Here is a 23,538-nt window from a genome sequence, read left to right as displayed (position 1 = left end):
TTTATAAGCGTAGGAAAGGATTTTCGAATTCTCAAATATATAATTTAAAAAGAATTTTGAGAGAACTCACAAACCCTGCGGTAACTAGAATGAACAAATGTTAATCTAATGTAAATAGTGCAATGAGGTACCACTGCGGTGCAACAGAGTGTTTGTTATTTACACTTCTAATAATATGGTCAAAAAGAGCGATCCTAAGAATCATCTTGAAACTATATTCTGAACATGGCTGGAAATTTGAACAAAAATTATTTGTTGTTGGCACGCTTAGTGATATCAATGCACCAAATCTGCTAGGATGACGCTTCAGACAGATAGAACAAACAAGGATTGAAATGCGATATTTTCCTCTTTTCATGGATCTGGAAAACAAACCTGTGCTCGTTGTTGGTGGTGGCGAGGTAGCAAGCCGAAAGATTGAAGCGTTGCTGAAAGCGGGTGCTAAAGTGACGATTGTCTCTCCAAGCCTAGTTGAAGAGCTGCTGGATGTGGTGAAAAGCGGAGAGTGCTATTGGCTGAAGAGCTTTTACTCTTCTGAATTAATTAACCGGCATTACGTCCAAGTGTGGGCGACGACGGATAACCCCGAGCTCAATCATCAGGTTTACCGTGACGCGAAAGCCCACAATGTGTTGGTCAACGTGGTGGATGACAAACCGTATTGCGATTTTATTACCCCGTCTATGATCAATCGTGGTCGGATCCAAATTGCGATTTCCAGTGGCGGCTCGTCGCCTGTACTTATTCGTAATATTCGCGAGTCACTGGAAGCGCTATTGCCGCAAAATTTGAGCTTATTGGCCGACTTTGCAGAGTCAAAACGCAGTGCGATCAAGTCTTTACTGCCAAGTGTTGAGGAACGTCGAGTCTTCTGGGAGCAATTTTTTGCTCGAAATGATGTACAAGAGGCAAAAAACAATCGTCAATTGGAACAAGTGTTTTCTGAAGCAACTCGCTCACCGTTTGAGCAAGGTTGTCAATGTGTTTGGATACGTTGTAGCGAGGATGTCGAACTCCTGCCTATTAAAGCACTGCGTTATATGCAAAAAGCAGAGATGGTGCTGTATTGGTCTGAGCTTGAGAAGGGATTTTTGGAAATGGTGCGGCGTGATGCGAACCGACGCAGCTATAGCGATTCCGCACAGTTAGCCGAAATGGTAAACCAAAGCCGAGGCGAATACCGTAACCTGTGCATTCTGTTTCCTAAGAGCAGTCAGGCATTTAATTTTATGCAAGGAGCGGATTTGGTTATCTAGGAATTAGGTAGGAAGTGAACGAACAAAAAAGCCTCGCGAGAGGCTTTTTATTGGTCGCTAGCAGCGAGATGCGATTGAACTTTGCATACTCAGTGCGTACTTAGTCGCGAAAGTTATTGAACTGGAAAGGTTGCCCTAGCTCTGCGGCACGAATCGCGGCGATCGCTTCTTGCAGGTCGTCCCGCTTTTTACCAGTCACACGAACTTTGTCACCTTGAATTGACGCCTGAACTTTCATCTTGGAGTCTTTAATCAGCTTAACGATCTTTTTCGCCATTGGAGTGTCAATACCTTGCAGAAACACAATGTCCTGATGCCAGTTTTTGCCAGTTTGTTCGGATTGTTTGGCATCCATCGAATTGGCGTCAACTCCACGTTTTGCAAGATGTCCACGCAAAATGTCGCGCATCTGTTTGAGCTGAAAATCACCTTCAGCGGAAACTTTCACCGTTTCCTCAACCAGCTCAAAACTGGCTTTTACGTTGCGAAAATCAAAACGAGTAGAAAGTTCACGGTTTGAGTTATCTACTGCGTTACGCAATTCAACGATGTCGATTTCAGAAACAATGTCAAATGACGGCATGGTTTACGATCCTTAATTTACAATCTTATCTGCTTTCTTTTACCGCTTGAGCTAAAAGCTCCAGCATCTGTTCGGTATCTGCCCAGCCTAAACATGGGTCAGTAATGGATTGGCCGTAATGCAGATTGTTCAAATCTGTCATTGGCTGGTTGCCTTCTTCAATAAAGCTTTCAGCCATAATACCTGCCACGTAAGTGCTGCCCGCGCGAATTTGAGCGCAAATGTCTTTCGCGACATCGAGCTGTTTACGGTGCTGCTTCTCACAGTTGGCATGGCTAAAGTCAACGATGAGGCGCTGCGGCAAATCAAATTCTGCCAGCGCTTTACACGCATTTTCTACCGACTGTGCATCGAAGTTTGGCCCAGTGTCACCACCACGTAAGATAATGTGTCCAAATGGGTTACCGCTGGTGCGGTAGACGGTCATGCGGCCATTTTTGTCAGGCGAGTAGAAGTAGTGAGAAGCCTTGGACGCGCGAATGGCATCTATCGCGATTTTCACGTTACCGTTTGTGCCATTCTTAAACCCAACTGGACAGGAGAGGGCTGAAGCCATTTCTCGATGGATTTGAGACTCTGTGGTTCTTGCCCCAATAGCGCCCCAAGTGATGAGGTCCGCGATGTATTGACCTGTGATCATGTCAAGAAACTCGGTTGCTGTTGCCAAGCCAAGTTTGTTGATATCCAACAGCAGTTTTCTTGCCTTGTGAAGGCCGGCTTCTAGCGCGTAAGAGCCGTCTAAGTTCGGGTCGGTGATCAGCCCTTTCCAGCCCACTACAGTACGAGGCTTTTCGAAGTAGGTACGCATCACAATGAATAGCTCGTTGCGATATTGATCCTGAATTTGGCTGAGACGTTTGGCATAGTCGATCGCCGCGTCGGTATCGTGCACCGAACAAGGGCCGACAATCACCAGAAGACGGTTGTCTTTTCCTGTCAAAATATCTTCAATTTGTCTACGTGACTGAGCGATTCGTTCTGCCACATCATCAGTGATTGGATGTGCACTGCTCAGCTCCGCAGGGGTAGGCATTGGACCCAGAGGTTGGGTTCTCAATTCATCGGTTTTTAGTGGCATGTGATAGCTTTGTTCTTTTATTGCGAAGCGGTAAAGATAACGGAATTGCACCAAGGAATAAACCATTTAGCCGTAAACTTATCAATCTAATTGCGTTGTAAACTGCAAACAAGTGAAGGAGATAGGTGGTCTTTGTGCTCACTTTTGGTTCTCGTTAGATAGCACGCAAATTTCTTTCCCGTCTTTGCATGGCCAATCAGTGACTTAATATGTTTAAAATATGAATAAATATACTTGAAACTTGTTTTTAAGCTCGGTATCGTCGGTCACATAACTACACAATTGGAGTCGTCATGGAGCATTTTGTTCAGGGAAGCATTCATCCCGCACTGAGTTTGAATTTTGTTTTGCCGCAATCGGCAGAAAAAAATTCAAAGCGTATCTATTTTTCCACTTCGGCTTGGTATCGCAGCCAAAGCTTGCCAGCCAATGAGTGGGTTTCCTGGCTACAACCTAGATTGTCAGATGAAACCGAAGGGCCACTTTGTGTCAGAGTGAGTCTAAGTGACTTAACCTTGCCAGAATACGCCTTTTTAGGCATGGTTCAAACGGACTGCATGGAAGCTAACCCTTTGATGGGAGCTCGCGGAGTGTCGCGTTTTTGCGATATGAATTACAAACCTATTTTTGCGGTAGAGTGCGATGCAATCAAGCAGTTGCGTGCACAGGGAGTGGACGTTGAGGTCGTCGTCCCTTTTGTACGCACCTTAGCGGATGCGGCGACCATTATCGACTTACTTGCCGAACAAGGCTTGCCACGTGGTTTGCAGGGGTTGAAAGTGATTTTTAGTATTGATACGCCCTCTGCCGCACTGCTGAGCGATAAACTGCTGCACTATTTTGATGGGTTGGCGATCAATATCGAAAATTTGGCTCAGTTCACGCTTGCCGTCGACCAAAGCAATCCATCACATCTACATGCTTACGATGTGCAAAATGATGCGGTACTGGAACTGGTGCAAAAATCGGTAAAATCCGCAGTCACTGTCAATAAACCCGCTTTAGTTTTGTTGTCGAATCTGGATAAATGGCCGCGTTTACAACAGGTATTGCTTGATATGGACTCCGTCGAGTTATTCCACTTCTAAACATTGTCTGGTGTTCGAATAAATAGCAAGGGAGAGCCATGAGTTGTTAATCTGGCTCTCTTTTTTATTAACAACTCTTTGACATTGTGGGTGCGATTGCACAAACTGGTCTGACTAGTTTTCATGGAAGAATGTCGATGCTCAGCCCAATTCAAAAAGCCAATCTCTATCTGAACATGTTCGGTTTTACTAAAGTACCGTTGATCTGGCTCTGTCGGCCGAAAATCATCGCCATTAATGAAAAAATGGTGGAGGTCAAAATCCCGCTGCGTAAGCGAACTAAAAATCATCTAAACAGTATGTATTTTGGTGCGTTGGCGGTGGGTGCTGACGTGGCTGGCGGTTTCCTTGCTATGAGCAAAGCGAGCAATCAAGGGGAAAAAATTTCGCTGGCTTTCAAAGGCGTGAAAGCGGAATTTCTCAAACGGCCAGAGGCAGACGTGCACTTTGTCTGTCACGATGGGGATGTGATTGACCGCATGTTGCAACAAACGCTTGAAACGGGTGAGCGAGTCAATCATGATGTGCGTATTACCGCGTTATGTCCCACTTTGCACGGGAGCGAGCCGATGGCGCAATTTGATCTGACACTCTCTATCAAAAAGTGTTCCTGATGAGTCAGTGGCGGAAAATTCTGAATTTCCGCCACGCCGTTGCTAAGAGTTTAACTTTTTCTCATTGATGATTTTTTGGATACGCGGGTTGAGATCCTTTCCATGGCGTGTTTCATATTCTTCTCTTTGTAAGTCGTTGAGGTTTTTCACCGAATGACTAGGAAGGGCATATTCAACCAGCTCTGTTTTAAGATCGCCTCGTTCTTCTAGGCGTTTTGCCTCAAGATAATACTTCTTAAATAAAGCATCGAGTTTGTTTTCAGCGACTCGGCTTAAGTCATAAAGTTTGTTTTGAATTAGCCATTTTTCTAATTTATTTTCTGGCTTTCTGGATAAAACACGTAGGCGGCTATCTAACAGCTCTTCACTGGTTAAGGCATCACGTAATACCCAAAGCTCTCCCATTTGAGGTGGCCAACTGTTACCCAGTTGGATGCGCTCGTGGCAATGTTTTAAGACTCGATTTAAGCCATTTGGGTCGATTGATTCTGCAAAGACAATGAATTTCCCAGTGGGCAAACTGCCATATTGGTATTCCCATTGCGTTTCATAAACACTTAGAAAAGAGCCAAATACATGCAGGCACCAGTCTGAAGGCTCGTTGTTACTCTCTTCGGTGATGGCATGGTCAAAACGTTGGCTTTTTTCCTCGCTGAATGAGCTGCTGCCTGAATCGCTCAGATGGGCTAAGCTTTGGTTTATACCCATTTGCCGAAGTTTGGTTTCTATCTCCTGAATGTTCTGAGGTTTTCGTTTGCTGTCTTTCATTGAGTTTCTCATTTATTAGCCAATATTGAAGTTTGTTTTCAAGCCGAGCAATGGTTAACAGTTCACTGGCTTTGGATTTATGCCAAAGTACAAACTTTTTCCATACTAAAACATGTTCGCTCACTAGGCCCGAAAACTTAAAAGCACGCTCTGCCCACATCGGGATCTCGGTCTCATCTAGATCGTGTGTGGAAATCGTATTTCCTAGAGGCGGCTGATTTAAAGTCTGATTCCTAGTTTGCAAAGCTTGCATTGGCAAGTTAGGGAATTGAGTCTGTGGTGCAGGTGCAGGTGCAGGTGCAGGTGCAGGTGCAGGTGCAGGTGCAGGTGCAGGTGCAGGTGCAGATTGGTCTGCTTGTACCGAACTTAGCAGAACTTTGAAGATATGTAACTCCGCACCTTGCCGATACTCAACTTTAAGTTTTTCAACAAGGTGTTGCTGCGACAAGGAGCGAAGGCATTCCGCAAGACCAAAGGTCGATAAACAGCACAGCGGGCCCATTTCTTCAAGATTGATGGTGACATAGCCAGTAGAATCCGAATTGTCAGCGAGCATAAGTAGGACAAGTTTTTCTGCTGGGCTCGCAGTGATGATTTGCCAAGCTAAATGTGTGTTTTTTGAGCTCACTTTGATAGTTCTCTACTTCAAACGAATTTGCCCGCTATTGTAAGCCAGCTATGTGCTTTATTGTAGCGTAAGAATATTTTGTGGCGACAAAGTGCCAGAAAACGGCTGATCGGCTCTTGTATGTCATCAGAAGGACAAGCTTAGCACTGTTGGGAATGAAATGGGCAAGCAGAGTTCGATTTGTTACTCAATGGGTTCGATTTTCTCGATGGCAACGATTTTTGAGCGATTCATGATGATTTTCCAGCGGTAGTAAACGGGCTCTCCTTGTTGGCTACTTTCTTTGATGATCAAGTTGAACAGATGGCGTTTCTCTATCGATTCGCGACTGACTTGTCCTTCGTTAAGGCGATAAATACGATTGGTGCCTTTATCCATCAAGCGAGTAAATGGCCTTAAGCTGATGCTCAAGGTTTCCCGAGTCTGCTCATAGCCGCTGAGAAACTTCGATGTGCTCATCTCTGTTTGTGCATGATAATGCAAAATCTGCTCTTCGCGCTGCACAACGCGCTTCTTGCGAATGGCTTGAATTCTGTCAGGCAGTCTGGCAAAAACGGTGTAGTCAAACCACTCGAGCTTTTGTCCAACTTGCTTGCCCGTGGTTGGGTCGATGTATTGACGACGCCATTTCGGTTTGCCTTTACGGATCCAGCGCCACATCATATCGCGCAGATCGTCTTTGAAGATCTCCCTCAGAGCATAAATGACTGACATGGCAACAATAAAGGAAGCCGAAATTTCGCCAAGATAATCGCGCGCAGTAATAACCGTGGTGGTGACGAATACCATCACTAATCCGGTCGCGATACCTTTGATCATGCGTTTAATATTATTGCCTAGCGAGATGGTTTTCTCTGTCAATATAATCGGGTGTTCGATTAAGCGTCGCAGTAAACGCATCTTGTTGGTCATGCGGGTGGTGTCTTCCACCACATTGGGTGAGTTGTACTTGTTCAGTTTGCGGTGCGCTTGCTCTTTTTCGCATAAGGTGATCAAACGCTGTTTAATCGTGGAGTAATCCCCTTCACGTGGTAGATGTGCAACCAAAGATAAAAACTTCTGTTCGGTGTACCAAGAGAGATAATTATCGATATTCACGTAATAGCGTTTTAGCACTTCTTCATAGGGAATCGAACGACGCAGGCGCTTGAGAATATCAATCGACAGTTCGATGACTTGGTCAACTTGATCTTCAGTGACGCTGTCACCTGATCTGTCGTTGAGTTTAGACACCGCTTTATCGAGCGCCACAACGTACTGATAGGCAAACAGACTTAAGCTGACACGATATTGCGTGTTCGATAACCGCCCCCGTTTCGCAAGGCGGCTATGAACGAGAGGCAGCAGGATCTCATCACTGAAATAAGAACGCGTTTGCCCCATCGAGGTGTAGTAGAACTCTGATTCGGATAGTACTTCAGGCGTTAGGCCCAGTTCACCCGGAACGAAGAGATAGAGGTCAAGATCCAGCTTTTTACTCGCGCCCATGATGTGGCTGATTTTTAAGGTGATGGAATCTTGCTTATCTACAGAAATCAACGAAAAACCCTTTGTGGAAAATTAATTGTATCGAGACTTGCGCAAGAATAGCAGAGATAACGTATAATCTCTGCAAATTTGCCGTGAGATGTATTCAATGATTAAAGTTGGTCAAATTAACAACTTAGAAGTAATAAAACGCACCGAATTTGGTGTTTTCCTCGATGGGGATGAGTATGGCAGCGTGATGTTGCCAAATCGATATGCGCCGCAAGAGTGCCAAGTTGGCGACAAACTGGATGTGTTTCTCTATTTTGATTCTGATAATCACCTTGCTGCGACTACGGAGACGCCAATTGCTCAGGTGGGCGAGTGGGGCTTGATGAAAGTGGAAGGCGTGAATAGCACTGGCGCTTTTGTCAATTGGGGCATCAAAGAGAAGGATCTGCTGGTTCCTTACAGTGAACAGCGTGGCCGCCTAAGCGCGGGGCAAAGCATCTTGGTGTATGTCTATTCAGACAAAGCGTCTGGCCGCATTGTTGGTACGACGAAATTCAACAAGTTACTGGACAAAACACCTGCCAATTATTCACAAAACCAAGAAGTTGAGCTGATCATTGCAGAGCACAGCCAACTGGGGTACAAGGCGATTGTTAATGGTGCCCATTGGGGCATGATTTTCCCATCGGATGTGTTTGGAAAGCTGTTCATTGGCAAAAAGCTCAAAGGTTTTGTAAAAAGCATTCGTGAAGATGGCAAGATTGATCTCGCTTTGCAAAAAGTGGGCGTGGCCAAAATGGATGATTTGTCAGAGAAAGTGGTGCAACTGCTACAAAAGAAAGACGGTTTTTTGGCCTTGAACGACAAATCTTCCCCGGAAGAGATCTTCGCTGCGTTTCGTACCAGCAAGGGGACGTTTAAGAAAACCATTGGCGGCTTGTATAAGAGTGGCGTTATTACGATCGAGCCCGATGGCATTCGTTTAGTGAAATAAGTCACAAAAAAAGGCCCAAAAAGTTCCATTTTTGGGCCCAGGGGAAATGGCTCTCAGGGAGCCTGCGCTAAACACAGAGGTCCTTGGCTGGATACTGACATGAAGGGAATGTCATTTCACAAGAACACTGCATTAATTAAAAGTGTAGTACAGGGTGTGCATGCTGCTAGCCAAATTGACGACAAAAGGCTGATTCTGGAATCAGCCTAAAAACATCAATGATAAAAGTCAGAATAAGTTGCCATCGCGGACCAGTTCGCGCGGCAAGCCATTTTTAATTCGATTTGAAACCCATTTACCTAGGCCGATCACCGCATCGCTATATCGAACAATCACTTCTCCTTTCCCACTGTGATTTTCAGGGTAGATATCTCGCCCCATAAACCACTCTCGTGCCTGCTCTGTGTTGAGATCGAACACTGATTTTTCACTGCCTGTCGCTAATGAGGTAGCGACTTGATGTTGCCAGCGGAAGCCGTGTTTGTGGGTTTCGGCCAATTTTATCCCCATCCGAGAAAAGCGTAGTTCGCCCAGCATCGGTTCAAGCGCATCAGGAAACAACCAAACATCTCGCTCACGTAGCCAGATAGTGCTATCTGAGGGAAGAGCGATGCCGAGATCGTCGCTGAGCGCCTTTTCTATCGTCGCGTGTTCTTTTTTGCTCGCCTTGGTAAATGGAAACTTGCCTAGCTTTTTATGCACGGATGGCGCTTCGACACTATGATGTTTACGAATTCTGGCGACGAAAAAACCCTCACTGTCATAAACCTGTGGGAAGACATGCAGAAAGCCTTCTTCGGTCAGTGCTTTCTCGGCACCGTCGAAAAGAGAGCTCAGGCTTTCAAACTCGACTGCGGCGCCAAAGGTGTTTTTCAGATGATGACAAACTTGTTGATTTTCTTCTGTGCTGAGGGTGCAGGTTGAGTAAACCATCACGCCACCGGGTTTTAGTGCTTGAAAGGCACTCTCGATTAAATCGCGCTGTGTCGCTGCGATTTCTACCACCGAGGCTTGTGACCAGTTCTTCATTGCATCTTCATCTTTACGCACTGTACCTTCACCAGAGCAAGGCGCATCCAGCAGCACGGCATCAAAGCTTTCTGGTAGCCATCCGCCAAACACGCGACCATCAAAGTTGCTCAACGCGGCATTTCGCACTCCGCAGCGCTCAATGTTGGCGTGTAGCACTTTTACGCGACTGGCGGAATATTCATTGGCGACCAAAATACCTTGGTTGTTCATCAGTGCCGCTATTTGAGTGGTTTTAGAGCCTGGTGCGGCGGCCGTGTCGAGGACACTGGCGTAGTTTTCCTGATGCATAAACAGTGCGCTGACTGGCAACATAGAGCTTGCTTCTTGTATGTAGAACAGGCCAGCCATGTGTTCCGCGCTGTTGCCAAGAGGAACATCACTCTCGTCGGCGATAATCCAGAATCCGCTTTCACACCAAGGGATAGTAGCGAGTTGCCAACCTTTTTCTTTGGCGCGCTGTAAAAAAGCGTCGACTGAAATTTTTAAAGTATTAACGCGAATGCTTTTACGCAATGGCTGCTGACAGTAAGCGATAAAGTCCGCCATGTTTAAGCCAGTAGGAAGGATGGATTCGATTTTTTCCAGAAACGTGTCTGGAAGGTAGACGTTAGAATGCACAGTGATGGTCCAAGGGCTAAATTTGCTTGGCATGATAAACGAATTAGTTCAGCGACAAAATAAGAAAAATGCAGCCATTTGGCTGCATTTGAAAGAGATTAAGACTCAAGTTATTCAGGTCTAGGTATCGGCGTTCGCCAATTGAGCCAATCCTCTTCCGGTTTGTCATTGAGGAAAAATGACTGACCACTTTTGGCTGGGGGCGCGAGCTGCTTTTGTTGTGGGGTGGCAAATGCGATACCACCACGTACGACGCTGTCTAAGGTTCCTGCCTTGATGCTGGCCCCTGACAAGCCAATAGACACATCGACTCCGGATGCATTCCAGAAGACGCTGTTTTGTCGCACCAAATACGCGTATTGCGCGTCAATTTTGATGGTGGAAATCACGCGATCCGCAAACTCTCCAAGTTCAACGGAGGCCACTTGGCCGATTTCCATCTGGCGGTAAAGGATTGGCGTGCCAACTTTTATAGAGCCGCGTTGTTCACTTTGTACGGTGAAAACGACTCCGCGAGAATTGGGGGCATCGCTTTCTAGGTTGAAACGGTGTTGGCCTTGACCATGGCCTGGCAGGACATGGATATATTTCGCCAGAAGCGCATCAAAATTATCTATGCCACTAATACCTAAAGAGGGTTGTGCTAGCCAGAAATGACTGCCTTGAACGGCAATATGACTGACATACTCAGGGTAGATGCGCGCTGAGGCGCTCACCGTGCCGCTTTTAAAATCGGGCACGACAAGAGTAATTTCACCCACTTTGACTCCTTGGTACTGAATGGGCATGCCTTTGCTGACGGTTTGTTGACCATTAGTGGTGAGCGAAATGATACGGCCGAATGTACGAGCTTCATTTTGATTTGGGTAGAGTTTCCACTTCTCGGCAATTTTGTTTTCTATGCCGGGAATGGAATCAAAAGCGATCCCGCCTTGGATTAAGGTTTTTAAGGGAGAGGCTTTGATTGCAACACCAGCAAGGCTGGCTTCGATTTCTACTCCAGAGCGATTCCAAAATACGGTTTGGTCGGTAATCAAATGTTTGTAGCGATTTTCAATGCTGACCTCGACCGTCACACCGCCTTCAGCAAGCTGAAAGTCAGAGACGCTTCCGACGGGAAGATTGCGATAGAGCAGGGGGCTACCTTTGGAAATCGGCGGCAATTCAGCGGAAAACAGCGTTAGAGTTTGAGAACCACTCTGATTGTACTTTGCCAGTTCGGCCAGCGAGCGGCTTTGATACAATTGATACGAAGGGCTAATTCTCTCCTTGCCCTCGCTCACAAAGCTTATCGATCCAGTTAAAAGCTGTTTTGCGGGTGGAACGGAAATATTCAAGCCTGACTCGGTCAGTTCTGCACTGGCACTTCCAGTGACAAAAAAGCGGTTTTGCGAGCGAATCAAATGGGCATATTGGTTGTCAATCAGTACGTCAAAGTAAACTTCATGCGGCTTACGCCCTAAGCCTTCGTCAAGAAGCCCAACTTTGATCACCGAGCCGACAACAATCCCTTTGTAGAGCAGATTCGCCCCGACATCTAAGCCAAACGAGTTGTCTGATAACAGCCGGATGGCAATCGACTTAGCTTGCTCTTGATTGTATTCGGTTTTACGAATGGCATTGAAACGGCGAGTTCGTTCTCCATCGCCGGGTATCAAAGTGAGAAAATTGCCGCGCACTAAGTTACCAATATTTTCAACACCTGAGAGCGAGACTTTTGCCTCTTCAAGGATAAACTTACTGCCACTGTTGAGCAGATCATTGAACGCAGGTTGAATCGCCGCAGATGCGACAATCACTTCGCGCCCTTCTGAAAGCGATAGGTCGGTGATTTGTCCGACTTCAATTCCGCGATACATAATTGGCGCACCGTTTGGACTCACATTATGGTCGTCCGGTAACGTAATGGTGACAGAAATGCCTCGCCCAGCGGTTTTCAGATCTCGGTAAAGACGAAATTCGCTATTCTCCTCCACGGGTTCACCATCGTCGGGGGAATCGACCGCAATCGCACCGCCGAGCAGAGCGGTCATATTTTCCAAGCGCACATCCACACCTTCAAAACCGATACTCGCTCCAATACCACTAACGTTCCAAAAACGGCTTTGGTCGTTAATGATGTGTCGATACTCATCGTTAATGCTGGCGTGGATGGTAACCGACTTGCCATCTTCATCCAATTGATAGCTGTACACCTCACCAATCGGTATCTTTTTATAGAAAATCTTAGAACCGATTGAGACGCCACCCAGATCTTTGGCTTTGAGTTTCAGGGTTAAACCTTGATTGGCCAAAAGGTCGGTTGGCGCTTTCTCTAACGCGTGAAAAACAGTTTCTGCTTCGCTGGATTCACCCGGTTGGATCGCAATATAGTTGCCGGAGACCAAAGCATCCAACCCAGAAATGCCGGAAAGACTGGCCGTTGGTTTAACCAACCAAAACCGGGTGTTTTGATTGAGCAGTTTGGTCGCTTCTGGATAGATGTCCGCATCGACGTAGATATTCGAAAGATCTTCAGAAAGATTAATATCTCGCACCATGCCGACTTCGAGGCCTTGATAACGAATCGTGGTGCGACCAGTAACGAGCCCTTGTGCATCGGAGAAATAGATCTGCACACGCTGACCTGCATCATGAATCGCTTTGGCAACGAGCCATCCAGCCAATAACATGGTCAGAATTGGTAGAATCCACAGGGGAGAAATCCCGCGGTTTTTACGCACGTCAGGGGTGTAAGAATTTTGTGAACTAGTAGGTGTGTTCATGCACAGACTCATCTTTTTTTGCTTGCGAGTAATCGTCCCAAATCAGACGAGGATCGATACTCTCTGCGGCCAACATGGTAAAAACGACCACTAAACCAAACGCGACCGCACCATATCCGGGGGTAAAATCTAAAATCCGACCTCGATCCACTAAGGTCATCATAATTGAGATAACAAACAGGTCCAATACGGACCATTTTCCAATCCACTTCACCACAAAGTAAATGATCATTCGCTGTCGATGATACACAGATCGCTTAATGTGAATGCAAATCAGGATATAAGCCAAGCCGAGAATCTTGGCCACGGGCACAACAATACTGGCGATGAATATGATGGCAGCAATGCCATGCATGCCATTTTTAATCAGCGAGGCGACACCGGAGAAAATGGTGTCTTGCAATCTTTGCCCGTTGGTGATCAGAATCGAAATCGGGATCAAGTTTGCAGGAAAAATAGCAATCGTTGCGGCAATTAAAAATGCCCAAGTCTTTTGCAAAGAATAAGGTTTCCGATGATGCAGCGGACTGTCACAACGAATACAGCGCTCGGCTTCGGGTTGAGACATATGACAGCTGTGACAGTGGACGTGCTTTTCCTCTAATTGGTAATGGTGCTCAGCATGCCAAGTTTCCCAATAACGCCGCACACTGACGCGGGTGATGAGTAGCACGCTAAAAAGCTGTAGTAGTAACAGCCCAATAAGCCCCGGACCAACAAAAATATCCGAATAGTCTTGCAGCTTAAAGCAGGAGACGGCGATGCTGACGAGAAAAACATCCAGCATCATCCAATGCTTTAATGTTTGTACGGTAGTAAGCGAATATTTGAGCAGATGAAACCAGCCTCGTTTTAGGGCAAGATGCGCAAGTACCACAGCATTGCACACCAGAAATGGGGCAAGAGAACTACAAAAGAAAATTAAAAGTGACAGCGCAACGTATCCTTCACCCATCAGCGCCCACACTCCAGAGGGGAGCGTGGCAGGGATCATCACACCGAAAAGACGGATACTAATAAAGTCAAAAAAGTGTGAAGGAATAAACAGCATCAAGCAGGTGATGGCAATCGCCAAATTACCCGAGAGGCTCGGTCGACCACCGCGGTAAAGCTGCGTGCCACAGCGAGGGCAATAGGCGCTTTTGCCGGAAGCAACCGAAATCACATCGACAGGCAGCTCACACCCCTGACATAGGCGTACTTGCGTAATTTCCGTGCGATGCTGAGCTGCCGAGTCTGGAGATTGAGAGGTCATAGTGACCTCTCAGGGTGGGAAGATAAACGCGTCAATAAAAAAGTATCAGGCGTGAGATTGCACACTGCCGTAGAGTGTTTGATATAACCCGTCTTGTTCAACCAGCTCCAAATGGGTGCCTGATTGCGTAACCTGTCCATCTTCCAAAACATAGATGATATCCGCTTGTTTCACTGCTGATAGCCGGTGGGCAACAATCAGTGTGGTACGTCCTCTAAGAAATTCATTCAACGCTTTATGCAGCGCAGCTTCCGTTGCGGTATCGAGCGCAGAGGTCGCCTCATCCAGAATAACCAACTTAGGATTGCTCAGCACCATGCGAGCAATGGCTAGGCGCTGGCGCTGGCCGCCGGACAATCGAATACCGTTGCGTCCAACTTGCGTTTCAAGTCCATCAGTAAGCTGGGCGATGACATCTTGCAGCTGAGCAACTTCGAGCGCATGCCACAGTGCATTCTCTTGGTAAGTGCCACCTAAGGTGAGATTATGCCGTAAGCTGTCATTAAATAGTATAGGTTGTTGTAAAACAACAGCTATCTGATCGCGGATAATCTCAAATCCAATGTCGTCAGTGGTTTCTCCGTTGTACAGAATCCGACCACTACTGGCTTGATAGACCCCGATCAAAAGTTGGATCAAGGTTGATTTTCCACCACCACTTGCGCCGACTAAAGCCACTTTTTTTCCAGCGGGAATAGTTAAAGACAGATTGTTGAGCACCTGATTATCGCTATTGTAAGCAAAATTTACCTGCTCTACTTTTACTTCCACTTCGCCTTCGTTTAAGAAAGGATTTACTTTCGAAATCGGCCTATGTTCTTCTTCCAGTTCAAGGAGAGCGTTGATACGGGTAAGTGCAGCCTTGGCGCTATACCAAGAAAACTGAATGCTGAGCAATTCCTGAACAGGGGTCAACATAAACCACAGATAGCCAAACACGGCAAAAATCTGGCCAATGGTTAAATCACTAAACAGCACCATTAACATTGCGACGGCGCGAAAGAGTTCGAAACCGATCAAAAATAGCAGGAAGGAGACACGTCCAGCGGCTTCCGACTGCCAAGCGTACTTGTCTGCGTTGATGCGCACCTGATCGGCTTGCTGTTTCAACTCTTGCAAAAATTCACGTTCTTTGTTGGCCGCCCGTAACTGGTAAATGCCATCGAGAGTTTCCACCAAGCGGCTTTGGAACTGTTCGAACGCTTGGTTCTCATGCCGCTTAAGATGCTTGACCTTGCCTCCAAGCTTGCGGGAGAAATAGATAACAATCGGATTTACCAGCAAAATAAACAGCCCTAGTCGCCACTCCAGCCAGAGTAAGACGACCGCCGTGCCGATGACCGTTAGCAGGCTGATGACAAATTTTGCCAGCGTGCTGCCGATGAACTGATCAATGGTTTCGATGTCAGTGATCAAATGAGCATTGATTCCGCCGCTGCCCCTTGTCTCGTACTGTCGAATGCTGATCCTACCAAGCTTGTCGATCATTTTGGCCCGCATCAGGTAGGTGATGGTTTTCGAAACCAGAGTAAATTGACGGCTTTGAAGAATGTTGAACGCTTGACTCAATGCCCGCATCAACACCACCAAAAATAGGGTAAAGAAGATATAGCCAATCGGAGTTTGCCAAGCTTGAGGTAAAACCCCATTCATTAACTCTAAACCTTTACCCGGTTGGTTCATGAGTACTTCATCGACCATTAACGGCATCAAGAGAGGGATAGGCACGCTGAGTAAAGTGGCGATGACAGCAATGAAATTGGCAAACAGAAGCTTTGACTTATGTTTTTTTACTTGTGTTATCAACCAGGAACGGCTAATAGTGTCAGTTGAGGAAATCATTATAATGAGAATAAGTCCTATTTATATTCGAGCGAGCATTCTAGCCGTTCTCGATGGGAATCCCAAGTAAATTCAGAAACACCCGCATAGCGTAGTTATGCTGTGCGTTTGCAGTAAAATCGGAAGTTGATATGACTATTGAACAATACCAAACCTTGACTAAACAAGCCGTGGCCTTGATCGAATCTGAACACGATTTGATTGCCAATCTATCAAACATCAGTGCCTTGCTCTCTATGGAGCTTGAAGATCTGAACTGGGTTGGCTTTTATCTCTATAAAGAAGAACAACTGGTTCTAGGGCCATTCCAAGGCAAACCAGCTTGTGTGCGTATTCCTATGGGTAAAGGGGTTTGTGGCACAGCTGCGGCAACCAACACCGTACAGCGTGTCTATGACGTGCACCAGTTCGAAGGGCACATTGCGTGTGATGCAGCGAGCAATTCGGAGATCGTACTGCCATTTTCTATTAATGGCACGGTGGCTGGCGTTCTTGATATTGATAGCCCAAGTGTGGGCCGATTCAGCGAAACAGATGAAGCTGGGCTCACATTTTTTATGGCGGAAGTAGAAAAGCTGCTTAATTCCCACGCGAACAAAGCATAAATTCGGTAACGAGAGTGGTTTTTCGTTCGCAGGTCACTATAATACGAGGATATTTTTATCTTAATGCTCGCGGACAGGCCGCTCTAACCAGGACAACTCATGACTGAAAAGTTAAAAAACAGCAAAGAAGTTATTGCATATATTGCTGAATGTTTCCCTAATTGCTTTACTCTAGAAGGTGAAGCAAAGCCACTTAAAATCGGTATTTTTCAAGATCTTGCAGATCGTCTGAGCGACGATGAGAAAGTGAGCAAAACTCAGCTTCGTGCAGCGTTAAGACAGTACACTTCATCTTGGCGCTATTTACATGGCGTTAAAGCGGGCGCAACACGTGTTGACCTTGATGGTAATGCATGTGGTGTGCTGGAAGAAGAACATGTAGAACACGCAAAAGCCACTCTGGCAGAAAGCAAAGCGAAAGTTCAAGCTCGTCGCAAAGAACAAGCGCAAAAAGCTCGTGAAGAAAGCAAGGCTGATAAGCCTAAGGCAAAAAAAGCACCACAACAACGTCGTGCCAACAAGCCACAAGCTCAGAAACCAGCAGAAAAGCCGGTAGAGACACGTGCGCTGAATGCAGATGAATATATTGTCGGTAAGTTAGTAAACGTCAATATGGGCAAGGGCAACATGGCTGCGACAATCGTAGAAATCAACAAGGATGATGTGCGTGTTCAACTAGCTAACGGCCTACAAATGGTTGTCAAAGCGGAGCACTTGCGCGCATAAAGGAGACACTCCTACGCATGAAATGCCGTTCAAAATTGACCCTGATCGCTGCTGGCCTCTGGCTGGCAGCATCAGCTCAGGCTCTTGAAGCCAAATTATCCATCAAAGATCTTCCTGTTCTTGCTCCTGAAATTCAGCATGAAACCGCGAGCAAGCGAGTGACTTCCCGATTCACGCGCTCTCACTATAAACATTTCAACCTGAACGATGACTTCTCCAAAGCGATTTTTACCCGCTATGTTGAGTTGCTTGATTACAACAAGAACATTTTCACACAAGCCGATATTGATGCCTTCTCCACTTGGTCAACGCAGCTTGATGATCAGCTTAAAGCTGGCGAAAATCAGATAGCCTTTGACGTCTATAACTTGTCAATGAAAAAGCGTTTTGAGCGTTTTTCTTTTGCACTCAAGCTGTTAGACAAGGAAATCACATTTGATAACGATGACTTTATTGAACTGGATCGAGCGAAGTCTGCTTGGCCAAAAGATAAAGCGGAACTCGATGAACTTTGGCGAAAACGCGTTAAATACGATGCGCTTAACCTTAAATTAACCGGTAAAGAGTGGCCAGAGATCAAAGACGTTTTGGAAAAACGTTACAACAACGCGATGAAACGCATCACGCAGACGCGTAACGAAGACGTTTTCCAGTTGTACATGAATGCGTTTGCTCGTGAAGTCGATCCGCACACCAGTTATTTGTCACCGCGTAACGCAGAACAATTCCAATCGGAAATGAATCTGTCACTGGAAGGGATCGGTGCCGTGCTGCAAATGACCGACGATTATACGGTCATCCGTTCACTCGTCGCTGGTGGTCCCGCTTCAAAGAGTAAACAGCTTGGCGAAGGTGACCGAATCATAGGTGTTGGCCAAGATGGCGAAGAGATTGTCGATATCATTGGCTGGCGTCTCGATGACGTTGTGCAGTTGATCAAAGGTCCGAAAGGAACGAAAGTGAATCTGCACGTTTTGCCTGATGGTAACGATGCAAAGAGTTACGTGGTCACAATTGTTCGAGATAAGATTCGCCTGGAAGACAGAGCGGTAAAAGCGAAGACAATTGAAAAAGACGGCAAAAAAATCGGTGTTCTGGAAGTGCCGAGTTTTTATGTTGGTCTGTCTAAAGATACCGACAAGCTGTTAACTGACCTTAAGTCTCAAGGCGTCGACGGCATCATTGTTGATTTGCGAAATAACGGTGGTGGAGCGCTTACAGAGGCGACGGCATTGACGGGTCTTTTCATTGAGAAAGGCCCAGTAGTGCAAGTTCGTGACAGCTACGGCCGAGTGAAAGTTAATGCGGATACCGACGGAGAAATCAGCTACGCTGGCCCAATGACGGTGCTGGTCAATCGCTACAGTGCATCCGCATCGGAAATTTTTGCTGCTGCGCTGCAAGATTACGGTAGAGCCATTATTCTGGGTGAAAACTCGTTTGGCAAAGGGACGGTACAACAACATCGCTCTTTGAATCATATTTATGATTTGTTCGACAAAGAGCTCGGCTATGTTCAGTATACGATCCAAAAGTTCTATCGTATCGACGGCGGGAGTACGCAAAATAAAGGGGTTGTGCCAGATATCGCCTATCCAACCGCGGTTGACCCTGAAGAGACAGGAGAGAGCGTTGAAGATAATGCATTGCCTTGGGATAGCATTGAGAAAGCAGACTATGCCGTGTTACAGCGTAATGCTGAGTTGGTCAACGCATTAAAGTTAAAGCACGACGCGAGAGTTGCCAACCAGCTTGAGTTTAAATTCATCGCTGAAGATATTGCCACGTACAAAGCGGAAAAAAATGACAATAAGTTGTCCTTAAACGAAAAAGTACGTAAGCAAGAATCTGAAAGTGCTGAAAAAACTCGACTTGATCGCATTAATCAGCGTCAGCTTCTCGAAGGGAAAAAGCCTTTTGACAATCTTGATGATGTACCAAAAGACTACGAATATCCCGATGCCTACTTAGATGAATCGGTCTCGATTATGGTCGACATGCTTAAGATGGCGAAATCTTAAACCTTCAAGCGAGCCTAACTAGGCTCGCTTCTTCATGATTCCATGTGTAAAAACCTTCCTGAATTAGAGCTATTTCATCTTGATAAATGCACCATTAAGCGCGCGTTTTGTTATTTTTTATCGCGTAATAATGTGATTTGGATCTAAAAATTTCGCATTATTTTATCTCCAGATCTAAGCTGTAAGAAAAGGTCCGGAGATAAAACGATGAGACATTTCCTACTTTTCCTTGCTGTTATCATGTTTCCTGTCACACAGGCGAATGAAGCGGGCGAAGCCCCTTCTGATTTAACCTATTTTGATACACCACTCTTGCTGGGTGATTGGTATTTGGTCAATCCCGATCCTGAGTCTGGCCGAGAAGATTTCCGAGCGATCAAACTGTCGCTAGGTTCAGATTACCAGTTCCAAATTGACATCCAGAAACGGGACTACAGTGTCGATCATTGGCAAGGGATGTACGCGGCCAACGAAGACACGATTATTCTCGGGCTGAATTCAGGTCAACCTCAAGTGTACCAGTATGAAAGCAACCATCACATGCTCAATCTTAATGGGGTGAGATTTACTAAAGGATTGCCCAATGCACTGGCTGGTATTTGGTCGAGCGCTCATCTTTCCGGTGAAGGGATGATTGCCAATCAAATCAACCGAGTGGATCTGGTGTTGCAACCCGATTTTGTCTTTATGTTTCGCGTTACCTCTGAAGGAGGTAGTGAGTCCGTCACGCAAGGCGTCTATTATACCGAGGGCAATCACTTGGTTTTGTTGTATGAGAACGGTGAGCATAATACGACTTATACGCTGGAAAGAGATAAGCTGACTCTGGCAGAAGAAAGCGGTGAGATGTTAGCGGTGCTGGATCGGGTTCGTTGAATGTGAATTGAACCAAGAGTAAACAGTGCAAAGTGTGGATAAGAGAGGATTTTTATAAAGTTCTCTCTTTTTTTGTTGTGAGACTTGTTTTATTCGTTCGTCAACCGCATCTTACTTGGGTAATTTTTCGGTACCTGCCAGATAATTGAACTCACAGATGCATTAACACGTCGCTTATCGATACAAAGATGAGCATGTCGTACAAGGTAGCAGGTACGTTTTGATTCACTGTACAAGGATTTATAGATATGTCTCAGACCCCACAGGCTAAATATCGCGAAGATTATACGCCACCATCACATTCCATTACCGATATTGATCTGACTTTTGATCTTTACGATAACAACACTCTGGTAACGGCCGTTTCGCAAGTGAAGCAGTTGGGCGAGAGCAATGTCGTTGAATTGGACGGTGAAGCGCTGAAACTTTGTTCTGTCAGTGTTAACGGTGAAGCTTGGTCGGCCTATGAAGTGAAAGAGGCTTCACTGGTTCTATCGCAGCTTCCGACCGAGTTTGAGCTGACTATTGTGACAGAGATTGATCCTGAGGCGAACACCGCCTTGGAAGGTCTATACAAATCAGGCGGCGCATTCTGTACTCAATGTGAAGCCGAAGGTTTCCGTCGCATCACTTACTATCTGGACCGTCCAGATGTGCTGGCTCGTTACACTACCAAAGTCATCGCAGACAAAGCAACCTATCCTTACCTGCTGAGTAACGGTAACCGTGTGGCTCAAGGTGAGCTGGAAGGTGGACGTCACTGGGTACAATGGCAAGACCCTCATCCAAAGCCAGCTTATCTATTCGCTCTGGTTGCAGGTGACTTCGATGTGTTGCGTGACATCTATACCACGAAATCAGGCCGCAAAGTTGATTTGGAAATTTTTGTCGACAAAGGCAATCTCGACCGAGCTCCACACGCGATGACTTCGCTCATCAACTCAATGAAGTGGGATGAAGAGCGATTTGACCTAGAGTACGATCTCGATATCTACATGATAGTCGCAGTGGATTTCTTCAACATGGGAGCGATGGAGAACAAAGGTCTCAACATCTTTAACTCGAAGTTTGTTCTGGCTAACTCTCAGACGGCGACAGATAGCGACTATCTTGGTATTGAAGCGGTCATTGGTCATGAGTATTTCCACAACTGGACGGGTAACCGTGTCACTTGCCGTGATTGGTTCCAGTTGAGTTTGAAAGAAGGTTTGACCGTTTTCCGTGATCAAGAGTTCTCGTCAGATCTTGGTTCAAGAGCGGTCAATCGTATCCAGAATGTGCGCGTGATCCGCGGCCCGCAGTTTGCTGAAGATGCCAGCCCCATGTCACATCCGATCCGTCCGGATAAAGTGATTGAAATGAATAACTTCTACACCCTGACCGTATACGAAAAGGGCAGTGAAGTGATTCGCATGTATCACACATTGCTTGGGGAAGAAGGCTTCCAAAAAGGGATGAAACTTTACTTTGAGCGTCACGATGGCACGGCAGCGACGTGTGAAGACTTTGTTTCAGCAATGGAAGATGCAACGGGCGTTGATCTGACTCAGTTCCGTCTTTGGTATAGCCAGTCTGGTACACCGACCGTTCGGGTGAGCAGCCAATATGATGCCGAAGCGCAGACTTATGCGCTGACGGTTGAGCAGTTCACTGAGCCAACTCAAGACCAAGCAGAAAAGCACGCTCTGCATATCCCATTTGATATTGAGCTGTATGCGGCTGATGGCAGTGTCATTCCGCTTATCGTAGAAGGCAAATCTGTCTCTAACGTGCTCGATGTTAAAGCGGAGAAACAAACCTTTGTGTTTGAAAATGTCTCCGAATGTCCAGTGCCTTCGCTGCTGAGAGAGTTCTCTGCACCAGTGAAACTGGAGTACAACTATTCTGACGAAGAACTGATGTTCCTGATGACACATGCGCGTAACGAGTTCGCTCGTTGGGATGCTAGCCAAATGTTGTTGGCGAAATACATTCGCGCCAACGTGCAACGTGTGCAGCAAGGTGATGAAGTGGAAGTGGCGGCAGAAGTCGTGGATGCATTCCGCGGCGTACTGATCAGTGCTGATCTTGAAGCTGCGTTTATCGCTGAAGTGTTATCGTTGCCGCAGCATAACGAAGTTTCTGGTTGGTATAAGCTCGTTGATGTTGATGCGATTGCAAAAACCTTAGAAGGTATGCGAGCGATCTTCGCTGATCAACTGCAAGAAGAGCTCAGTGCGGTGTATCACAGCTTGAAACAAGCGCAGTACAGTATCGATCATGCTGCGATTGGAAAACGCGCGCTACGTAATATCTGTCTTGGCTATCTAGCGCGAATCACTGGTGGTAATGAGCTGGTTGAAAAGCATTATTACCAAGCAAACAATATGACCGACACCATTGCAGCAATGACCGCAGCCAACAACGCTCAACTGCCTTGTCGTGAAGCTTTGATGCAAGACTACAGTGACAAGTGGAAACACGATGGTCTGGTGATGGATAAGTGGTTCATGATTCAAGGTTGCAACCCCGCTGACAATGCCCTTGAGGTGGTTAAGCAGACAATGCAGCATGAAGCATTTAGCCTGAAAAACCCCAACCGTACTCGCAGTTTGGTGGGCTCTTTCTTGAATCTCAACCCTGTTCATTTCCATGATAAATCGGGTAGCGGCTACCGTTTCGCGGGAGAAATTCTACGCGAGCTCAACAGCACCAACCCGCAGGTTGCGTCTCGACTGATCGACCCGTTGCTGAAATTGGCCAAGTACGATGATGAGCGTAAAGCACTGATGCGTGCTGAGTTAGAATCACTCAAAGTAATGGATAATCTAGCGAAAGATCTGTTTGAAAAAGTGAGCAAAGCGCTAGAAAGTTAAAGGTTAAATCATATGCAGCTGGCCTCGCGTCAGCTGCTTTTTGCAAACGATGAATCAATACTACTTCAGCTTAAATATCAGCTATCAGACCTTCCTCGCTCACTATTCGGGTGCGGCGAGCTCGGTGCAAGTTGTTACAGATAATGGGCTTCGGATACAGCTACCTGCCACGCGCTTTAGGCCGTTTCTTAGCCAATTGGGGCTTAGAGGGCGGTTCCGACTAACAACTGACCAAAATAACAAGTTTATAAAGTTAGAAACTCTGTAACTCCTCCGTTTAACAGCGAGTTAAACAGGAATCTCAATCACATTCTCAAACATTTCACCTGCCAAGTTCGTTAATTCTATTAACTAAATTTCAATAATGCTTTTACAATAAGCACATGCATTACCTATGCTTAGTTATTAGGTCTTTTAAGCCGATTTAATGCTAAGTGTCCCCTACAAAAAAACTA

At 46.2% G+C, this 23,538-nt stretch carries 19 protein-coding genes; 10 read left to right on the top strand and 9 right to left on the bottom strand.

The window, feature by feature from the left end; all coding sequences use genetic code 11:
• Positions 1-335: 335 nt before the first annotated feature.
• The gene (locus UF06_RS10255; RefSeq protein ID WP_045570368.1) at positions 336-1,256 is read left to right on the top strand and encodes a bifunctional precorrin-2 dehydrogenase/sirohydrochlorin ferrochelatase; all 921 of its coding nucleotides are present in this window, start codon (positions 336-338) and stop codon (positions 1,254-1,256) included.
• 100 nt (positions 1,257-1,356) lie between these two features.
• Here the strand turns inward: UF06_RS10255 and UF06_RS10250 are convergent, their stop codons facing one another.
• Together UF06_RS10250 and UF06_RS10245 are read right to left on the bottom strand one after the other, a co-directional pair.
• Positions 1,357-1,839 (bottom strand): YajQ family cyclic di-GMP-binding protein, encoded by a 483-nt coding sequence (locus UF06_RS10250; protein WP_045570367.1) that lies wholly within the window; start codon positions 1,837-1,839, stop codon positions 1,357-1,359.
• Positions 1,840-1,864: 25 nt separating this feature from the next.
• Positions 1,865-2,917 (bottom strand): 3-deoxy-7-phosphoheptulonate synthase, encoded by a 1,053-nt coding sequence (locus tag UF06_RS10245; protein ID WP_045570366.1) that lies wholly within the window; start codon positions 2,915-2,917, stop codon positions 1,865-1,867.
• Positions 2,918-3,210: 293 nt separating this feature from the next.
• Here UF06_RS10245 and UF06_RS10240 point away from each other — a divergent pair, with 293 nt between their 5' ends.
• Both UF06_RS10240 and UF06_RS10235 read left to right on the top strand, forming a co-directional pair.
• A complete protein-coding gene (locus UF06_RS10240) occupies positions 3,211-4,005 on the top strand; it encodes a putative PEP-binding protein (RefSeq protein WP_045570365.1) in 795 nt (264 codons plus the stop codon).
• Positions 4,006-4,142: 137 nt separating this feature from the next.
• Positions 4,143-4,619 carry a DUF4442 domain-containing protein gene (locus UF06_RS10235; RefSeq protein ID WP_045570364.1) on the top strand — a complete coding sequence of 159 codons (477 nt, stop codon included), beginning with the start codon at positions 4,143-4,145 and terminating at the stop codon, positions 4,617-4,619.
• A gap of 42 nt (positions 4,620-4,661) precedes the next feature.
• Here UF06_RS10235 and UF06_RS10230 read toward each other — a convergent pair whose 3' ends face one another.
• The 3 genes from UF06_RS10230 to UF06_RS10225 form a co-directional block, all read right to left on the bottom strand.
• Positions 4,662-5,327, bottom strand: a complete 666-nt coding sequence (locus UF06_RS10230; protein ID WP_045570378.1) for a hypothetical protein — start codon at positions 5,325-5,327, stop codon at positions 4,662-4,664.
• Positions 5,248-6,015: a hypothetical protein gene (locus UF06_RS27685; RefSeq protein ID WP_082069672.1), complete on the bottom strand. Its 768-nt coding sequence runs from the start codon at positions 6,013-6,015 to the stop codon at positions 5,248-5,250. The genes UF06_RS10230 and UF06_RS27685 overlap by 80 nt, the downstream gene beginning before the upstream one ends.
• A 183-nt stretch (positions 6,016-6,198) precedes the next feature.
• Positions 6,199-7,554, bottom strand: a complete 1,356-nt coding sequence (locus UF06_RS10225) for a hypothetical protein (RefSeq protein WP_045570363.1) — start codon at positions 7,552-7,554, stop codon at positions 6,199-6,201.
• Positions 7,555-7,651: 97 nt separating this feature from the next.
• Here UF06_RS10225 and UF06_RS10220 point away from each other — a divergent pair, with 97 nt between their 5' ends.
• Positions 7,652-8,488, top strand: coding sequence for a S1-like domain-containing RNA-binding protein (locus tag UF06_RS10220; RefSeq protein ID WP_045570362.1), 837 nt, complete (start codon positions 7,652-7,654; stop codon positions 8,486-8,488).
• Positions 8,489-8,716: 228 nt separating this feature from the next.
• Here UF06_RS10220 and rsmF read toward each other — a convergent pair whose 3' ends face one another.
• The 4 genes from rsmF to UF06_RS10200 all read right to left on the bottom strand — a co-directional run bounded on the left by rsmF (position 8,717) and on the right by UF06_RS10200 (position 16,000).
• The gene (gene rsmF / locus UF06_RS10215; protein ID WP_045570361.1) at positions 8,717-10,138 is read right to left on the bottom strand and encodes a 16S rRNA (cytosine(1407)-C(5))-methyltransferase RsmF; all 1,422 of its coding nucleotides are present in this window, start codon (positions 10,136-10,138) and stop codon (positions 8,717-8,719) included.
• Between the two features lie 110 nt (positions 10,139-10,248).
• Positions 10,249-12,903 (bottom strand): MlaD family protein, encoded by a 2,655-nt coding sequence (locus tag UF06_RS10210; protein ID WP_045570360.1) that lies wholly within the window; start codon positions 12,901-12,903, stop codon positions 10,249-10,251.
• Positions 12,887-14,158 (bottom strand): paraquat-inducible protein A, encoded by a 1,272-nt coding sequence (locus tag UF06_RS10205; protein WP_045570359.1) that lies wholly within the window; start codon positions 14,156-14,158, stop codon positions 12,887-12,889. The genes UF06_RS10210 and UF06_RS10205 overlap by 17 nt, the downstream gene beginning before the upstream one ends.
• A 45-nt stretch (positions 14,159-14,203) precedes the next feature.
• Positions 14,204-16,000, bottom strand: coding sequence for an ABC transporter ATP-binding protein (locus UF06_RS10200; protein ID WP_045570358.1), 1,797 nt, complete (start codon positions 15,998-16,000; stop codon positions 14,204-14,206).
• Positions 16,001-16,131: 131 nt separating this feature from the next.
• On the opposite strand from UF06_RS10200, the gene UF06_RS10195 reads away from it, so the two are divergent.
• The 6 genes from UF06_RS10195 (at position 16,132) to UF06_RS24260 (ending at position 23,351) form a co-directional block, all read left to right on the top strand.
• The gene (locus tag UF06_RS10195) at positions 16,132-16,605 is read left to right on the top strand and encodes a GAF domain-containing protein (RefSeq protein ID WP_045570357.1); all 474 of its coding nucleotides are present in this window, start codon (positions 16,132-16,134) and stop codon (positions 16,603-16,605) included.
• A gap of 99 nt (positions 16,606-16,704) precedes the next feature.
• Complete coding sequence (gene proQ / locus UF06_RS10190) at positions 16,705-17,331, top strand: RNA chaperone ProQ (RefSeq protein WP_045570356.1); 627 nt, start codon at positions 16,705-16,707, stop codon at positions 17,329-17,331.
• A 17-nt stretch (positions 17,332-17,348) separates the two neighbouring features.
• Complete coding sequence (gene prc / locus UF06_RS10185) at positions 17,349-19,352, top strand: carboxy terminal-processing peptidase (RefSeq protein ID WP_045570355.1); 2,004 nt, start codon at positions 17,349-17,351, stop codon at positions 19,350-19,352.
• A gap of 207 nt (positions 19,353-19,559) precedes the next feature.
• Positions 19,560-20,228 carry a hypothetical protein gene (locus UF06_RS10180; RefSeq protein ID WP_045570354.1) on the top strand — a complete coding sequence of 223 codons (669 nt, stop codon included), beginning with the start codon at positions 19,560-19,562 and terminating at the stop codon, positions 20,226-20,228.
• A 248-nt stretch (positions 20,229-20,476) separates the two neighbouring features.
• Positions 20,477-23,083: an aminopeptidase N gene (pepN, locus tag UF06_RS10175; protein WP_045570353.1), complete on the top strand. Its 2,607-nt coding sequence runs from the start codon at positions 20,477-20,479 to the stop codon at positions 23,081-23,083.
• A gap of 49 nt (positions 23,084-23,132) precedes the next feature.
• On the top strand, positions 23,133-23,351 hold the full coding sequence (locus UF06_RS24260) for a DUF2835 domain-containing protein (protein ID WP_081946422.1): 219 nt from the start codon (positions 23,133-23,135) through the stop codon (positions 23,349-23,351).
• The last annotated feature ends 187 nt before the right edge of the window (positions 23,352-23,538 follow it).

This window comes from Vibrio sp. S234-5 (assembly GCF_000960595.1).
In the GTDB taxonomy this organism is placed as follows: domain Bacteria; phylum Pseudomonadota; class Gammaproteobacteria; order Enterobacterales; family Vibrionaceae; genus Vibrio.
This window is presented reverse-complemented; position numbering and strand designations above follow the sequence as displayed.

Bases quoted from the DNA above. Each gene is read 5' to 3' on its own strand.
- UF06_RS10180 (WP_045570354.1), top strand. From the start codon at position 19,560: ATGAGACATTTCCTACTTTTCCTTGCTGTTATCATGTTTCCTGTCACA.
- UF06_RS10220 (WP_045570362.1), top strand. From the start codon at position 7,652: ATGATTAAAGTTGGTCAAATTAACAACTTAGAAGTAATAAAACGCACC.
- UF06_RS10230 (WP_045570378.1), bottom strand. From the start codon at position 5,327: ATGGGTATAAACCAAAGCTTAGCCCATCTGAGCGATTCAGGCAGCAGC.
- prc (WP_045570355.1), top strand. From the start codon at position 17,349: ATGAAATGCCGTTCAAAATTGACCCTGATCGCTGCTGGCCTCTGGCTG.
- UF06_RS10210 (WP_045570360.1), bottom strand. From the start codon at position 12,903: ATGAACACACCTACTAGTTCACAAAATTCTTACACCCCTGACGTGCGT.
- proQ (WP_045570356.1), top strand. From the start codon at position 16,705: ATGACTGAAAAGTTAAAAAACAGCAAAGAAGTTATTGCATATATTGCT.
- UF06_RS10245 (WP_045570366.1), bottom strand. From the start codon at position 2,917: ATGCCACTAAAAACCGATGAATTGAGAACCCAACCTCTGGGTCCAATG.
- UF06_RS10250 (WP_045570367.1), bottom strand. From the start codon at position 1,839: ATGCCGTCATTTGACATTGTTTCTGAAATCGACATCGTTGAATTGCGT.
- UF06_RS10235 (WP_045570364.1), top strand. From the start codon at position 4,143: ATGCTCAGCCCAATTCAAAAAGCCAATCTCTATCTGAACATGTTCGGT.
- UF06_RS10200 (WP_045570358.1), bottom strand. From the start codon at position 16,000: ATGATTTCCTCAACTGACACTATTAGCCGTTCCTGGTTGATAACACAA.
- UF06_RS10195 (WP_045570357.1), top strand. From the start codon at position 16,132: ATGACTATTGAACAATACCAAACCTTGACTAAACAAGCCGTGGCCTTG.
- UF06_RS10205 (WP_045570359.1), bottom strand. From the start codon at position 14,158: ATGACCTCTCAATCTCCAGACTCGGCAGCTCAGCATCGCACGGAAATT.
- UF06_RS10240 (WP_045570365.1), top strand. From the start codon at position 3,211: ATGGAGCATTTTGTTCAGGGAAGCATTCATCCCGCACTGAGTTTGAAT.
- UF06_RS10255 (WP_045570368.1), top strand. From the start codon at position 336: ATGCGATATTTTCCTCTTTTCATGGATCTGGAAAACAAACCTGTGCTC.
- UF06_RS24260 (WP_081946422.1), top strand. From the start codon at position 23,133: ATGAATCAATACTACTTCAGCTTAAATATCAGCTATCAGACCTTCCTC.
- pepN (WP_045570353.1), top strand. From the start codon at position 20,477: ATGTCTCAGACCCCACAGGCTAAATATCGCGAAGATTATACGCCACCA.